The organism is Alicyclobacillus fastidiosus (assembly GCF_026651875.1).
GTDB lineage: Bacteria > Bacillota > Bacilli > Alicyclobacillales > Alicyclobacillaceae > Alicyclobacillus > Alicyclobacillus fastidiosus.
In genome coordinates this window covers 4652589-4668180 of the sequence record NZ_CP104067.1, presented here as the reverse complement: position 1 = coordinate 4668180, position 15592 = coordinate 4652589, and the positions used below count along the sequence as shown (strand labels likewise).

The following is a 15592-nucleotide window of genomic DNA, read 5'->3' as shown; positions in this document are numbered from 1 at the left end:
CGACGTGAAGAGGTGCGAAAAAACTATGGAGAGACCGTTCGCCTATGTGACGCGCGGAGGGATTGTCGAGAGTGTCCACTCTGGCGTCATCGCGGTGGTGTCAAGTGAGGGAAAGCTGCTTGGGGAATATGGGGATTCAAATCTAGTCACGTTCGCTAGGAGTGCATGTAAACCGCTTCAGGCCATTCCTCTCGTAGAGTCGGGTGCCATGGAGGCGTTTGCGTTCGAAGAAGCGGATCTCGCCCTGTTTTGTGCCTCACACAGCAGTGAAGCACAACACACAGAGAGAGTAGAGCGAATCCTCGCTCGGATTGGACTGGACGAATCGTACTTACAGTGTGGCGCGCATATCCCACACAGCATGCAGACGTACGATCGGCTCGTTCAAGCCGGCAAGACGCTCAGTTCACTCTACAGCAACTGCTCCGGTAAGCACTCGGGAATGTTGGCGTACGCGAAGCACGTCGGAGCCGACGTAGCCACCTATCACCACGTCGAACATCCGTTGCAACAGGCGATTTTACAGGTCGTCTCCGACCTGACGGAGGTTTTGAAGGACGACATCGTGATTGGGGTCGACGGCTGCGGTGTGCCCGTTCACGCGTTGCCGGTACAGAATTGGGCGAGAGCGTACGCGAAATTCGCAGACCCCGAGCGGTTTGGACACGGTGAAGCGATGCACCGGATCTCGACAGCGATGCGAGCCTATCCATCGCTCGTCGGTGGGACGGATCGATTTGACACCGATTTAATGACGGCAACGCACGGCCGAATTTTGGCCAAGGGAGGGGCAGAGGGGTTCATGATGGTCGTGGTACCGAAGCAGCGGGTAGGAATTGCGCTGAAAGTACGCGACGGTAACGCACGGGCCATTCCACCGATTGTGATTCATACGCTCGACGGCTTAGGTGCGCTGTCTCCATCAGAACTCGAGTCGCTGCACAAGTACCAGAAGCCAGAGGTCAAAAACACGCGAGGCGAAGTGGTCGGTGAAGTGGTGGCAGATTTCGAACTCGCACTCCGATAAATTTGGTTTCAACAGTGGAATTGGGGCGGCCACCCCAATTCCCTTTTTTATTGCGCGTGATACGCAACGGTCATCATGCCGAAATAAGTGGGGACTTCGTATGACAGAAACGTGCTGTTCCTGGCTTCGCGCGGGATGGCCCCGGCCAAAATGAGGGCCTGCCAAATGCCGTCGGGCTTAGCGTGGTCAATCATCGGAGCCGCAAACTCCATCACTTTTTCAATTTCGTCCTCCTTGAGCGACGCCACCACCCGCCGATCTAATTCGACTGCATCCTCGTGGTAACCGTACGGTCCGTTCACATCGTGCGCGTGAGACCAATCACAGCTCGCAATGAGACCGACGCGTTTGCCGGATTGTCTTACTTGTTCGCCCAAAATGGCCCCAAAGCGGATATGGTCTTCGTAGGAAATGCGGCGGGATGGGGTGACCACCACAATCGGGACGTCCGGCATGAAGTAGAGCGGAACCATGACGCCCCAGTCCAGGGGCAGGGTAGAAAATGGGCCCTCAGCGGTCGCGAAATTCGCAGCTGCGACAGGCAGGGCAGCCTTGTCTGCGGCGGCGACGATGCGTTTTGCCAGGTCGCGGTCGACGGCACGGTTGAACTCTACCGTCACGCCTTTATCCTCCCGGCGGTCGCCGACCATGCCGGCGACCGTCTGCTCTGACATCTCTCCAGACAGATAAGACGAATCGGTCACAGAGAACATGCCGTCTATCTTCAATCCGTGCGGCGTGAGCACCACGATCGTCTCTGGGTCCGCCTCCCGCATCCAGGTCCCAAGTTGCTTCATGCCAGAGCGCGTACGCGCCATCAACTGCGGGTTACCCTGTGACAGCTCTTCGAGAATCGGAAGTCCGTGTGGCGTGATACAAGCGAATACAAACGGATTTATCATGGCTCTTGGCACCTTTCACCTGGCGATACACGCCATTGTCAGTTCTATACTAACACTCAGACGATTCGAGAAGGGAATACGAATGACAAGGGCTGATAGGAGCGAGACCAAAAAAGAACACAACACCCTCAGTGTAAAGGCTGAGAGCGTTGTGTTTGACTAGCGGCGGCAGGTAGTGACCACCGAATCATTCCTGTTGCGACTAGCGGAAGTTATTTGCGAGTTGCGCCACATCTGGCGTGCCCAAACCTGTGGCTTGGTTGTAAATCGTGCCGGCGGTACCCGTGTAGTAGATGTTGTCGTTGCTTGTGCCCGTGTCGTCAAGCGGGTGTAATGGCGAGTTCTTCTGTTGTGCAAATCGGTAAATTTGCGGGTTCCAGAAACCGACCTGCGTGTGGTCGGCGCTGTTGATGAGCGCCGACAGCCCCGCGAGCTGAGGTGCCACAAAGCTAGTTCCGCCGTATTGTGACCAGCCCGTGTCAAGATCACTCGATCCGTCGGCAATCGGCAAACTGAAGTACACGGAGTAGCCCGATTCGGGATCTGCATTCATTGAGAGATCCGGTAGATTTCGGCCGGATCCTGTGCCCGTGACGATCTGTGGATTCGCGTTGAACGTGGTCGACGTACCGTCCGCACTTGGCGTCCACCACTGCACGGCCGTGAAGTGATTTACGCCGGACACGCCCTGCTGATAATCGGGCGTTGCAAATACGGTACTAAATCCGCCGCCACCTCCGGTAAAACTATAAGGATTTAGCGGAGGATAGCCTAGTTGAGCGAGGAACGGATAGAGATAGTCGAATCCCCACGCACGCTCTTTCGTGACGCCGAACTGTGCGGCTTCGAGCACGGGCAGTGTCGTACCGCCGGCCGCCGTGATATACGGGCTGTCCGCAGGGTTTAAGACGGACAGGTTGTAGGTTTCAACACTGTCGCTTGTTGCGGCATACGCACCGTCGTCGCCAGCGGCGGCGAAGGTGGAAATGCCTTGTGCGGCGGCCTCCATAAAGAGTTGGTTAAACACTTGCGCGTATTGTGGGGTTTCAAGGTTTTGCTGTACGGCACTTGCGATGGCCGTTTCACTTTCACCCCAACTGGTAGACAACTCCTGAACGGCGTCATCCGAAATGGCTTTTGCAAAGGCGTCGACAAAGCCAGTGTCCGAGTTTGGCCCGACGTATACGTTGATGTCCGCCTGCGGGGCGAGGGCACCCGATTGCTCGACGTCGAGGGACGTTTCATCGGAACCATCCGCCTCGCTGAGCCCGGAGCCGCCGTCGACGTCATACACGTGGATGCGATTGGCCTTCGTTTGAATGTGGTTATAGTTCCAGAAGTATTGTGCGTCGGAGGGATTGAAGTCTGCCAGCGTGACGATGCCAATGGTCTGCCCTTGACCTGTTGCGCCTTGTTTGTAAAGAGGCGTCACGTCGTACTGTTGTTCGAGGTCACTTGGCATCAGGGCCGATGGTGCCAAAGCGGCGTTTGGTTCGGTCGATCCCGACGTGGTTAACGGTTTCACCGCCTGTGACGCAAAGTCGGAGTAGTTGGTGAGGCCCAGGATACACAAGATACTATTCGCAATACTGGATGGCGCCTGTGGTGGCGTTTTGGTCGCGTGGAATTTTCTTCCGTGTAAACTTGCATTCATGAGCGAGATGTTAAACGCTTTGTTGAACTGTCCGGCCGTCCCCGTCGCAGTAATCACGAGTTTGTCGGAGTAGACGGTCGACTGGATGCCATACGCGCGCAAATATGTCTGAATCGCGCTCGCAATTTGGGGATTGGGCGCATATTGCGATGCGAAACTGTTCGTGCTTAAGTATTGCCGGAAACCGCGGCCGGGGGTCGTCGTCTGGTCGATGAATTGGGCTAGTTGGCCCTGGTTTTGCAACTTCATCACAAGATCCACAGTAACCGGCGTACTTGGGTCGGTGTCTCCGAAATAACTGGCCTGTTGTAACACGCCAGGCCCGACACCTTGTGGAATGGCTTGCACAGAGGTGGTGTCTGCGAAGGCTACTGCAGGGGCCATTACGCTCGCGAGTGTCCCGACTGCTGCGAAGGCCATCCATCGATGCATCGTCTTGGTCAACTTAGTCATCCCCCAAGTGGTACAAGTATGCTTCTTTGCCTCTGATTATACGGACTATTCTTGATATAAATTGTCGAAAATGGGGGAGTGGTTTATGATTCATAAACCCAAATGCCATGTGGTGGGATATATCTTGGGAAACGGGCATAGGGGTGCCCCAGGGTGCAAGTGCACCGTGGAGCAGCCCCCGTCGTCCATGCTAGACGTGTTGATTAGTAGTAACCGTATCCGGCACCTGTTCCGCAACTGCAGCTCGTCGCAACTGGGCCGTAAGCCGGAACCAACAGGAAGAACAGAACGAAGATGATCAGAAATACGACTGCCCAACGCGTGTATCCTCCGAATGTACCCACGACAGCACCTCCTCTAAGTGAGATGCTGTATGTTACTCACCGGGGAATGTGGAGGGATGGATTTGTGTCCGCTGTGCTACGGAAAAAAGGCGTCGCACTTTAGGCAGCTAAGTGCGTGAATAACCGCGGGGCGGGATCCAAAAACTACACTGTAGGACGAACATGATAGGGACGTTTCGTACAAGCAGTTTGTCAACGGCGATTGTTCAGCATGTACGCGTTCGTGAAAACCAATGAGGAGTTAAGAGGATGAGTCAAAACACACCACCGATTGGACAACCCATCTCGCTCGAAATCGACGGTGTCATGTGTGCGGTAGAGCCGGGAAAGAGCGTACTCAACGCCATTTTGTCAGTCAGCGAGCACTTCCCCCACATTTGCTACCACGAGGCGTTAGGTCCGATTGAAACCTGCGACACGTGTATTTGTGAAGTGGATGGCAAGTTGTTGCGGGCTTGTTCTACTCCCGCGGCAACCGGCATGAAGGTGAGCACGTCGGGCCGGTCGCCGGAAGTGCGCATGGAAGCCTTAAATCGTATCCTTCACAACCACGAACTCTACTGCACAGTGTGTGACAACAACAATGGAAACTGTACGGTTCACAACACCTCGATGCACATGGGCGTAGAGCATCAGAAATATCCGTTTGAGGCGAAGCCATACGAACAAGACAACTCCAATCCGTTCTATCGCTACGACCCAGATCAGTGCATTCTCTGTGGCCGTTGCGTCGAGGCTTGCCAGAACCTTCAGGTCAGCGAGGTGCTGTCGATCGATTGGGAGCGTGAGCACCCTCGCGTAATCTGGGATGACGATCGGCCGATTAACGAGTCGTCGTGCGTCTCTTGTGGGCACTGCGTGACCGTGTGTCCTTGTAACGCGCTGATGGAAAAGAACATGCTCGGCGAGGCTGGGTTTATGACCGGGATCCGCCCATCGCTCTGGGAGTCTATGGTGCACCTTACGAAAGAGATCGAACCGGGTTACGGCCCGATTTTCACGGTCTCGGAAATTGAGTCACAGATGCGCGAATCGAGAATTAAGCGCACCAAGACGGTGTGTACGTACTGCGGTGTGGGCTGCAGCTTCGACGTCTGGACGAAGGGGCGCAAAATTTTGAAGGTCGAACCGCAGATGGAAGCGCCCGCCAATCAGGTATCCACCTGTGTTAAGGGCAAATTCGGCTGGGACTTCGTCAACAGCGACGAGCGACTGACTTCTCCACTGATTCGAAAAGGGGACCAGTTTGTCCCAGTGTCCTGGGAAGAGGCGTTAGATTACACGGCGAAACGATTGGCACAGATCAAGGTCAACCACGGCCCGGACGCCATCGGTTGTATCTCCTCGTCGAAATGTACCAACGAAGAGAACTATCTGATGCAAAAGTTTGCACGTGCGGTCATCGGGACGAACAACATCGACAACTGCTCTCGGTACTGCCAGACGCCGGCTACGGAGGGACTGCGCAGGACGTTTGGTCTGGGCGGGGACACGGGATCTATCATAGATCTCGCCAATACCGACTTGGTCATCGTCATCGGCGCGAACCCGGCCGAATCGCATCCCGTGCTCTCGACGCGAATCCGCCGTGCGCACAAAACGCGTGGGCAAAAATTGATTGTCGCAGACCTGCGCAGAAACGATCTGTCGTCGCGCGCCGACATCTTCCTGCACCCCCGGCCGGGTACCGACTTGATTTGGCTTTGTGCCGTCACGAAATACATCATCGACCAAGGGTGGCACGACGAGAAGTTCATCGAGCAGAAGGTCAATGGATTTGACGAGTTCGTGGCGTGGCTCGGGACCTACACCTTAGATTACGCCGAACGAGAGACTGGGCTGTCGAAAGCGAGCCTCGTGCAAACGGCAGAGATGATTCACAACGCGAGTTCCGCGTGTATCTGTTGGGCGATGGGCGTCACGCAACAGATGAGTGGCAGTGAGACGAGCACAGCGATTTGCAATTTACTGCTCGCCACTGGCAACGTCGGGCGTCCGAACACGGGAGCGTATCCGCTTCGCGGACACAACAACGTCCAGGGTGCAGGCGATATGGGTTGCGCACCAACCTATCTGCCGGGCTATGAGTTTGTGGACGACGAAGCGGCACGCGCGAAGTACGAGGCGGCTTGGGGGGTCAAACTGTCGACAACGCCAGGCCTCGACAACCATCACATGGTCGAGAAAATTCACGAAGGCAAATTGAAGGCCATGTACGTCATGGGAGAGGAAATGGCGATTGTCGATTCGAACGCCAATCACGTACAAGCCGCGTTTGAAAAACTGGAGTTTTTCGTCGTGCAGGACGTGTTCTTCAGCAAGACCGCACAATTCGCGGACGTCGTCCTACCGGCGTCGCCGAGCTTCGAAAAAGAAGGGACCTTTACCAACACGGAGCGTCGGATTCAAAGGCTGTATCGCGTATTTGAACCGATGGGCAAATCGAGGCCCGACTGGGAGATTGTCACGGATTTAGCGAATCGACTTGGGGCTAATTGGAGCTACACGCATCCATCTGAGATTCTCGATGAGGCGATGGGCCTGACAGAACTGATGAAAGGCGTCAAATATGAGCGGCTGCAGGGGTATAACAGTCTGCAGTGGCCCGTCCAAGTGGACGGTACGGACACGCCACATCTGTATTTGGACGGATTCCCGTTCCCGGACAAAAAGGCGAATTTCTATATCCCGACTTGGTATGCGCCCGTGCTCGAGCCAAACGAAGAGTACGACTTGCACCTGAACAATGGGCGGATGCTCGAACATTTCCACGAGGGAAATCTGACCTATCGAGTTCGTGGAATTCGGGAGAAAGTACCCACTACTTACCTCGAGATCTCAGAGGAGTTGGCTCGGGAACGCAAGATTTCCACTGGCGCGCTCGTCCGTTTAACTTCTCCGTACGGCACCGTGAAACTGCGCGTGGTGGTGACCGATAGAGTGTCCGGTCACGAACTGTATTTGCCGATGAACACGCCAAAGGACCATGAGGCGGTCAATTATCTCACGAGTAGCTATCACGACGAAGTCACGCACACACCCGCGTACAAGGACATTTCGGTGCGCATGGACGTGTTGAAGGACAAAGGGCCTTCACCGATGGCACGTGGGAACTTCCGGCTCGGCAACCCGCAGCCTCGACCCGGCGTCATGGTGGAACGCAAGTGGAAGCGCCGCGACTACACGCCGTTGACGGACAAGGTTCTAGAACCAGAGCGCTAGGAGGGAAGGACGATGGCACAGGCCATACAGAAGGTCGTGGAACGCGACATCACGCCCGAGAAGGTGTTATACGAATCTCAAGTGAGCATCGAAGACGAGCTGTTCGAGAGCAAGGACGCCGTCATTCAGGTCCTGAAGCTCGTCCGGTTGTTGCACGAGACGGAGTTTCTCAATATGGCCACCGCGCTGCTCGAGCAGGGGACGGACGTTTTAGAGATTGTGGTCAATCAGGCGAAACAGCCGCAGTATGCCAAAGGGATCAAGAACATGATGGGGCTTGCCCAACTTCTCGGGATGATCGACGTCGGATCGCTTACTGGCGTCGTCGAAGCGCTCTCGCAGTCGGCCGAACGGGCGCAGCGCGGGCAAATCGAGCCCGTGCACGGGCCGCTGAAACTCCTCGGCGCGATGCGCGATCCCGACGTCGGCGCGGGCCTCGGTTTTGCCTTCGATTTGTTGCGGTCACTCGGTAGGCAAATTCGTGCGCAGGGTGCGCCACAAGCTGTTCGCGGAGGGGACCGCTAAAATGGAACAGCAAGACCAAGCCGATGGGCGCATCGCGAAGTGGCCGCGAGGGGACGAACACGCTGACCAATCGGCAAGGTCACCCGGTCACCAACAACCAGAGCATGCGCACGGTCGGCCGCCGTGGCCCAACGACCCTCGAGAATTACGATTTCCTCGAGAAAATCACGCATTTTGACTTCTACACGGAGGACGGAAATTGGGATCTCGTCGGCAACAACCTCAAGGTCTTTTTCATTCGCGACGCCATGAAGTTTCCAGACATGGTGCACGCATTTAAGCCGGATCCTGTCACGAACATCCAAGATCAGGAGCGGTTCTTCGACTTTGCTCAACAAGAATCCGGAGAACTACTTCGCAGAGGTGGAACAGGCTTCGTGACGGGACCCATCGGCTCGACGGAATCGGCCGAAGGCGTCTCACAGGCACAGGCGTCTGCCAAGCCTGCCAAACCGTATTGATCTAATTTTTGCATCTCGAGTAAAAGTGCAAGTCGAGAGGCGATGCGCTTCGTCCGCCTCTCTGTTGGCGATATCTCCTTCCTCGTCGAACGCCTGGTGTCAGCGTTTAAACAGACCATCGTGGTCAACGCCCCTTTATGTCGCATGGCACCAGTCTGTATCCATGTCACCCTGTAAACCTGGGATTGTGCTCGACCGTGCCATCACTCGTAGTCCGCCGACGTATGTATCGACGGATCGCGCTATAATTTCGGTTTCTATGAGGAACACGTATAATGAATGCGTACGGCGACACGATGAAGAGAAGCTGTGTCGTGCACGGTTGTCGAGATGTCCGCAAAGGAGTGCGAACCCCTCGAGAGAAAGGCGCGTAACGCGCTGTCAGGAGGACGGATATGATTGAGGTTTACCCCGCCGATTCCCGGTACCATGCCGAGAATGAGTGGCTTCGTTCTAATTTCAGCTTTTCATTTGGCCCATATTATGACCCCGAAAACACCCACTTTGGCCCCATGCGCGTCTTGAACGACGACTTTATCGCACCCGAAAAAGGCTTCGGTGCACACCCGCACAGTGACATGGAAGTGGTATCCATTGTTCTCCAAGGGAAGCTCAAGCACCAGGATAACCTCGGGAATGTCGGCATTACATCGTGGGGAGAAATCCAGCGGATGACCGCCGGAACAGGGATCATTCATACAGAGTTCAGCGCGTCGACGGACGAGGAACTAAACCTTCTGCAGCTTTGGTTCGAACCAGAAGAGCGAGGGCTCAACCCATCGTACGAAATCACCCGATTTGACACGGAGTCCTTGGCCAAGCGGTGGACACCTGTCGTCTCCAACCACGCCTCGCATCACGCCTTGCATCACGCCTCGCATCACGTCGGCAAAGTCCATCAAGATATGACCATTTATTTGGGCCAGATGGCAAGTGGGGAGACGAGATCGTACGAGACGTCGACCAGTCGCAGAATGTTCCTGTTTGTCATCAATGGCGAAGTGTTGGTCAACGATGGCACGGAGTTGCACGATAGGGATTCTGTGCGCATCACCGACCTATCGACGCTCGACGTACACGCCACTGCGCCGTCGCGGTTGATGCTCATCGATTTACCGTAGGGGGACTTGCATATGCACGAGCGACTGAGAATTCATCACGGCGTCGGATCCCGTGTGTTATTCGACTCGGATCAGGGAGATCATCCATTTACATACGAGAGTACGGGCAGCGGTTGGACGTTTCACATTAAGACAGAGAAAACGCCGGCGGTCGAGGAAGTGCTGCGCTTGAAGGACGAAATCAACTTGTTCATCTTCAAGGAAGAAGGCGGTAAGGCCGTCGAAAAGGTCTGGTTCTACACCGGAGATGGCTCTGTCTCATATCTTGATGACGAGTCTTCCCTCGTCATCGCGGCCAGCCGTCAAATCGCGTACAAGCCAGGTGACTTCGAGAGATAATAACTAGAGTGAGGACACGCCGACCCACCGGGTTGGCGCGTTCTTTTTCGTTTTAGGCATTTACGGTGGACGTCTCGATGCGAACGATTGTGTTCCTGGATTGTCAGAAGAGCGGATCGAGTCGGGAGGCCGTTCAGGCCGCGGCGAACATGGGGTATTTCACGGTCTTGTTGACGGATCGGAAGGCATTTATGAAACAGCGGGCAGAGTTCGAAGACGTCGACAAGATGATGTATACGGACTTGTCCGATGACCCGCGATGCACTTGTTGGCACGCCATACAACCCTGTGAACACGGTGTACGACGGGCGCGGCCCAGTCGACAAACTCAGCCGGTCGCTCGCGTTTCCGGTCGTCATGAAGCGGCCGGGGTCAACCGGGTCAAAGGACGTCATTCGCGCGTTCTCGGCAGTTCAATTCAGACGCCGTATCGGGCAATTGACGAACAAGTACCCTGGCGAGCGGATTCTCATCGAGGAGTATATCTGAGGCCCGCAGTACCTGGTCGAGGTATTGGTCGAAGACCGCACGATTCACATCGTGGCCATCGTCGAGCAGCACATGCTCAAGCACCGTGGCCGCATGATTGTGGCTGGCTATGCGGTTCTCGTTTCTCCTCCGCGTGAACTCGTAGAAAGCCTGCGGGAGACGGTGCAGGCTATCGTCATGCAGATGGGCCTGGAGAACGGACCATGCCACATCGAGCTGAGACGTCGTCATGATGGGTGGAAGGTCATCGAGATCAATCCGCGGATGTCGGGTAGTGCCATGAATCGAATGATCGACTTTACCTATGGAGTCAATCTCGCACAGGAGACGTTAAGGTTATATCTTGGGAAGCAATTGCGGTTGCACGTAACGAGGCTTGAGCACGTGTACGCACAGTTTGTCACGGCTCACGAGACGGGACTGCTCAAATCGGTGGAAGGCCGGGTGGACGCCCTGCATGTGCCGCGTGTTCGCGATGTGTTTATCAAACCGAACAAGGGGTAGCGAATTCAGAAACCGGAATCGATGGGCCACCGATACGCCTACGTCATCGCTTCTGACGAGCACTCGCTTGGCATGGCTCGTGGGGCTGCTGAGCTGGCCGCCGGCTACATTCGCTTCCGCGTTCAGGGAGGCGGGGAGGTGCTATGAAACCGCGAATCGGATATCTACACATTCGGCGTGATCCGATGAAGATTCGGAAAGTGTACACGTTTCAAGCTGTCGCTCAACTCGAAGGAGCCGAACTGTTTTACTTTTCCCCGCGGCGCATTCATTTGGAAACGAGAACCACCTCTGAATTGCCATGTCCGTCATTTTGAACAAATTTGTCCATCAAACCACCGTCAAATGATTTCTGTTCAGAGGTATAACCGTGATCGAAATCGGGGGTTACTGCCTGAGACCGATCCAAACGCTGTGGATTTGCCTCATTCGGGTTATTAGTCAATAATGCTGCAGTCAGTCCATTCACACTGGGCGTGCCTGGAGCTGCATAGAATGGTGGCTCACCTGTAGGGTTCTTGGCAACGGGATAAGTACCGAAGTAATGGTCAAATGATTCATTTTCGTCGAAAATAACGACTACGTGTTGAATCGGTGTATTCGCTTTTATAGCGCCGATTACTTGTGTACTTGATGTTAGGGTCTTAGGTGTTGATTTCACTAATGATGAACCTGCAAATACAGTCGACATGCTACCACTAGCTATCAGTGCACCAAGTGCTGTGATACTAGTGAGAACTGCAAACGGTCTTTCAAAACTGATTTCGCACTGTTCAGCCTCCTTTTATCTGGCGACCCTCAATGTAAACCGAATCTATGTAAACTCCACGAATTAAAAGTAAAAAATCTATAAATCACAAGTAAAAGAAAAGTAAACCATCTATAGACCGGCAACGGTGAAGTAATGGTATATACAACAAGGTTAATTGTCCGTCAGATTTGTAGTCTGGTGGAATGATGGTTTATTTTAAATTCAACGCACTTTGAGTGGACGGTAGAGGAATAGAAATTCCCTGGGCATCCGTTGAACTCCCGGCTTACGCAATGCTACACACCCTCAATTACAGTTTAATTTGGCCACACATCAAATCCGTCATAGCCTATGTTTGAACAAGTTATAGGGCCCATCAATGGGCAGATGTTTCACTCGTTGTTTAGTACACCTATACTATAAATTCCTAGTTGGTCTTTACAATTGGTGTCAGCTCCGTCCTCTACATATCCATCCTATTCATTAATTTTCTTTTATTAGTGACTTCATCCCAGATCTCTTAACTCAATTAAAATTCAATATCCACTTAACATAATGTTTGTGTTGATTCGATCTTGAAGATTTAAATTGAGAGTTCGTTGGAAGTTAAATAAACAAAAATATTAGGAGGAATTTACGTGAGTATCTCCCATAACAAGCGAACATGGTGGAAACGGCCTTGGCCGTGGGTTGTCGGCGCAGTCGTCATTGCTGGAGGAGGAGTCTCGTACTGGGGCCTCGTAGAGAAACCTTCAGCTTCTGGAACAGTTAATGAACAAATTCGGTGGGTCACTGTGCAGCAAGGGAATGTTGCCACAACGAGTAGTTTTTCAGGCACATTAAATCCAATTCAAGAAGCTACAGTGACCGGTAACGGAACCGTCTCATCAGTATCAGTCAAAGTTGGGCAGACAGTTACCAAAGGGCAAGTGATCGCGGTCGCAAACTCGACCAACATTACGAGTCCAATTGCTGGCACGGTAATGCAAATCGCAAATCCGGATCAAGTCACAGTGAACTCAGCTTCATCGTCTACTGGATATAGTAGTAATCAAAGCAGTAACGAAGGTAACACCAACAGCAATACAATTGCAATCATAGGGAATTTGGCTACTTCGGATTATGAAGTTGAGGGCTATGTCCCTGAGGCAGATGCTAGCCAGATTCACGCTGGACAATCCGCTACGATTTCTTTGTCCACATCAGCCTCAGATCAACTGACCGGAAAAGTAATCAGTGTTGGTTTGGTCCCGCAAACAGATAGTGGTGTCACCGAGTATCCTGTTACAGTTCAGGTGGACAAGCCGACCAAGTCTGGAATAACACTAATGCCCGGCGCGAGTGTCTCCGTAAATGTGACTGAGCAATCGGCCAATAACACATTAATTGTGCCAACTGCAGCTTTGACCCAGCAAGGCGGACAAACAGGAGTTTATGTACAAAGCACCGGTTCCGAGGGCAGTTCCAGTAATAATATCTCGGTTGATACGCATATGGCGTTCCAGTCTTCCACGCCAAACGGCCTGAAATTCGTTCCAGTGACAGTTGGTCTGTATGGCGGAAATACTGTTCAGATCAAAAGTGGTCTTACCGCAGGAGAGCAAGTGGCTATTGTCACGAAAACCGTCCAACAGTCTTCTTCAAGTGCTAGCCAGACTGGACAAACGCACAGCGGTGGTTACGGAATGAGCGGCTATGGCGGCGGTAATTTTGGTGGTGGTTATGGATATAGCAGGGGTAATTTTGGTGGTAGCACCGGCGGATACGGTGGCTTTAGCGGTGGAAATGGAGGGCAGCAATGATGGCTTTAATTGAGATGGACCACGTCAAAAAGCTTTACGAGTCTGGTGGTGAACCGTTTTACGCAGTGAACGATGTTAGTTTTCAAATTCAGGAGGGAGAGTTTGTAGCGATTATGGGCCCCTCTGGTTCAGGAAAGTCAACCATGATGCATTTAATGGGCCTGCTCGACTCACCAACAAGTGGTGATGTCCGGATTGATGGCATTCCCACGTCAACTTTGTCGGATAAGCATACCGCGCGCATGCGGAATGAAAAAATAGGATTTGTATTCCAAAGTTTTAATCTTCTACCGCGTACGTCTGCCATTGAGAACATTGCGGTTCCACTGTGGTATAGCAAATCAAGCGAAGGAGACTTTGAACGTAGAGCGGTTCAGGCTTTGGAAAGAGTCGGGATCGATCCCATTACGAAAGGGCATAATCACCCAAATCAACTATCTGGCGGACAGCAACAGCGCGTAGCCATCGCTCGTGCCATTGTTACGAATCCTAGTCTAATCCTGGCTGATGAACCTACAGGTAACTTAGATAGCGCTGCAACAGAAGAAATTTTAGCATTGTTTCAATCTTTAAATCGCGAGGGAAAGACAATTGTCATGGTCACTCACGAGGATCATGTCGCACAACACGCAACACGTATTATCCGCTTTCGCGACGGTCACATTGATAACGACCAACTCGTCGCCAATCCACGTCAAGCTGTGGCGGTGAACGCATCATGAAGCGAGCAAAAGCCTTATCGACTGCATTTCGCAGTTTATGGACCCATCCACTTCGTACAATTTTGACGTTGCTCGGGATGGTTATCGGAGTTGGATCTGTCGTTGCATTGATGAGTATTGGAACCGCTTCAACCAACAGTGTCGCTTCGCAGATTCAGGGATTAGGTACGAACGTTCTCGAGATTTCCCCTGGACAATCGACACAGAACGGCATAAGCCAGGGGCTTGGCTCTGGGCAACCTCTTACACTAAGCGACGTTACTGCACTGCAGAAAGATTCGGCTTTGTCTGCTGTAGCGCCGGTTCAAACGTCGAGTGGTCAGGTCGTTTTCGGTTCGACAAACTATCAAACGGCTATTGAAGGGAGTACACCGGACATTTTCTCGATTCGCAACCTGACCATGTCTGCTGGGCGCCCCTTTAATGTAGTTGAAGAAAACGACGCAGCAAACGTTGCTGTTCTCGGAGCAACAGCAGCACAAAACATTTTCGGCAATACCAATCCAGTGGGGCAAACCATTTGGATAAATGGAATCACATTTCAAGTCATCGGGGAATTGAATACGCAAGGATCAAGTGGAGCTACGAACAACGATAATGAAATCATAATTCCGTACTCCACGCTGCAGGACCGTTTCACCGGAACGGCCGATCCGAGCATGATTTACGCATCTGCTGTGAGTAGTAAGTCCATGTCGATGGCCCAAGCACAGATTGAAATGACTATGCGCCAGACCAATGGATTGTCGTTCTCATCATCAGACAATTTTACGATTACCAACCAGGCCACACTCCTAAGTGCGATGCAAGGTGTTAACCAAACGATGCAAAATTTATTGGGTGGGATTGCAAGCATTTCACTCTTAGTCGGTGGTATTGGAATTATGAACATTTTGCTCGTTTCCGTCACAGAGAGAACGCGAGAAATTGGTCTAAGAAAAGCACTAGGGGCGACGAAAGGTGCTGTTTTGGGGCAGTTCTTGCTGGAGAGCGGCTTTGTGGGCTTAATCGGAGGAATTGCGGGCATTGCATTGGGCGGTATGGCTGCGATTGTAATTGGTAAGTTTATGGACAATGCAGTTCAAATTAATATGTCTTCTGTGTGGCTGTCGTTCATCGTTTCGGTTGCCATTGGATTGGTTTTTGGTATCTACCCTGCGATGAGAGCATCGCGCCTCTCTCCCATCAATGCATTACGTTTTGAGTAACTCCGAACGTAATGAGATATTGTCATAAACAAATTTTGAAAAATTGTTGGTTAAGTCATATTGTAACC

Annotated in this window: 15 protein-coding genes and 1 pseudogene; 12 read left to right on the top strand and 4 right to left on the bottom strand. The window is 52.7% G+C overall.

Features of this window, described 5'->3' with window-relative positions:
* The first annotated feature begins 25 nt into the window (after positions 1 to 25).
* Complete coding sequence (locus tag NZD89_RS22910; RefSeq protein ID WP_268004994.1) at positions 26 to 1027, top strand: asparaginase; 1002 nt, start codon at positions 26 to 28, stop codon at positions 1025 to 1027.
* A 47-nt stretch (positions 1028 to 1074) separates the two neighbouring features.
* Here NZD89_RS22910 and NZD89_RS22905 read toward each other — a convergent pair whose 3' ends face one another.
* From NZD89_RS22905 to NZD89_RS22895, 3 genes are all read right to left on the bottom strand, one after another.
* A complete protein-coding gene (locus NZD89_RS22905; RefSeq protein ID WP_268004993.1) occupies positions 1075 to 1929 on the bottom strand; it encodes a DODA-type extradiol aromatic ring-opening family dioxygenase in 855 nt (284 codons plus the stop codon).
* Between the two features lie 202 nt (positions 1930 to 2131).
* A complete protein-coding gene (locus NZD89_RS22900) occupies positions 2132 to 4027 on the bottom strand; it encodes a S53 family peptidase (RefSeq protein WP_268004992.1) in 1896 nt (631 codons plus the stop codon).
* A gap of 212 nt (positions 4028 to 4239) precedes the next feature.
* Entirely contained in the window at positions 4240 to 4380 is a 141-nt protein-coding gene (locus NZD89_RS22895) for a hypothetical protein (RefSeq protein WP_268004991.1), read from the bottom strand.
* Positions 4381 to 4629: 249 nt separating this feature from the next.
* Here NZD89_RS22895 and fdhF point away from each other — a divergent pair, with 249 nt between their 5' ends.
* The 8 genes and pseudogenes from fdhF (at position 4630) to NZD89_RS22855 (ending at position 11188) form a co-directional block, all read left to right on the top strand.
* On the top strand, positions 4630 to 7602 hold the full coding sequence (gene fdhF, locus NZD89_RS22890; RefSeq protein ID WP_268004990.1) for a formate dehydrogenase subunit alpha: 2973 nt from the start codon (positions 4630 to 4632) through the stop codon (positions 7600 to 7602).
* Positions 7603 to 7614: 12 nt separating this feature from the next.
* Entirely contained in the window at positions 7615 to 8127 is a 513-nt protein-coding gene (locus NZD89_RS22885) for a helical membrane plugin domain-containing protein (RefSeq protein WP_268004989.1), read from the top strand.
* 23 nt (positions 8128 to 8150) lie between these two features.
* Positions 8151 to 8465 (top strand): annotated as a pseudogene (locus NZD89_RS22880) (catalase); the annotation flags it as partial.
* Between the two features lie 518 nt (positions 8466 to 8983).
* Complete coding sequence (locus NZD89_RS22875; RefSeq protein ID WP_268004988.1) at positions 8984 to 9709, top strand: pirin family protein; 726 nt, start codon at positions 8984 to 8986, stop codon at positions 9707 to 9709.
* A 12-nt stretch (positions 9710 to 9721) separates the two neighbouring features.
* Positions 9722 to 10048 carry a hypothetical protein gene (locus tag NZD89_RS22870; RefSeq protein ID WP_268004987.1) on the top strand — a complete coding sequence of 109 codons (327 nt, stop codon included), beginning with the start codon at positions 9722 to 9724 and terminating at the stop codon, positions 10046 to 10048.
* Positions 10049 to 10297: 249 nt separating this feature from the next.
* Positions 10298 to 10537, top strand: coding sequence for an ATP-grasp domain-containing protein (locus tag NZD89_RS22865; RefSeq protein ID WP_268004986.1), 240 nt, complete (start codon positions 10298 to 10300; stop codon positions 10535 to 10537).
* Between the two features lie 12 nt (positions 10538 to 10549).
* Positions 10550 to 11041: an ATP-grasp domain-containing protein gene (locus NZD89_RS22860; RefSeq protein ID WP_268008587.1), complete on the top strand. Its 492-nt coding sequence runs from the start codon at positions 10550 to 10552 to the stop codon at positions 11039 to 11041.
* A 21-nt stretch (positions 11042 to 11062) separates the two neighbouring features.
* A complete protein-coding gene (locus NZD89_RS22855) occupies positions 11063 to 11188 on the top strand; it encodes a hypothetical protein (RefSeq protein WP_268004985.1) in 126 nt (41 codons plus the stop codon).
* A gap of 121 nt (positions 11189 to 11309) precedes the next feature.
* On the opposite strand, the gene NZD89_RS22850 is transcribed toward NZD89_RS22855, so the two are convergent.
* The gene (locus NZD89_RS22850; protein ID WP_268004984.1) at positions 11310 to 11732 is read right to left on the bottom strand and encodes an alkaline phosphatase family protein; all 423 of its coding nucleotides are present in this window, start codon (positions 11730 to 11732) and stop codon (positions 11310 to 11312) included.
* A gap of 698 nt (positions 11733 to 12430) precedes the next feature.
* Between NZD89_RS22850 and NZD89_RS22845 the strand changes: the two genes are divergently transcribed.
* From NZD89_RS22845 to NZD89_RS22835, 3 genes are read left to right on the top strand one after another with little or no spacing between them, the layout of a single operon-like run.
* Positions 12431 to 13594 (top strand): efflux RND transporter periplasmic adaptor subunit, encoded by a 1164-nt coding sequence (locus NZD89_RS22845; RefSeq protein ID WP_268004983.1) that lies wholly within the window; start codon positions 12431 to 12433, stop codon positions 13592 to 13594.
* Entirely contained in the window at positions 13594 to 14316 is a 723-nt protein-coding gene (locus NZD89_RS22840) for an ABC transporter ATP-binding protein (RefSeq protein ID WP_326492884.1), read from the top strand. Before NZD89_RS22845 ends, NZD89_RS22840 begins: the two co-directional genes overlap by 1 nt.
* Positions 14313 to 15524, top strand: a complete 1212-nt coding sequence (locus NZD89_RS22835) for an ABC transporter permease (protein WP_268004981.1) — start codon at positions 14313 to 14315, stop codon at positions 15522 to 15524. Before NZD89_RS22840 ends, NZD89_RS22835 begins: the two co-directional genes overlap by 4 nt.
* Positions 15525 to 15592 lie beyond the last annotated feature (68 nt).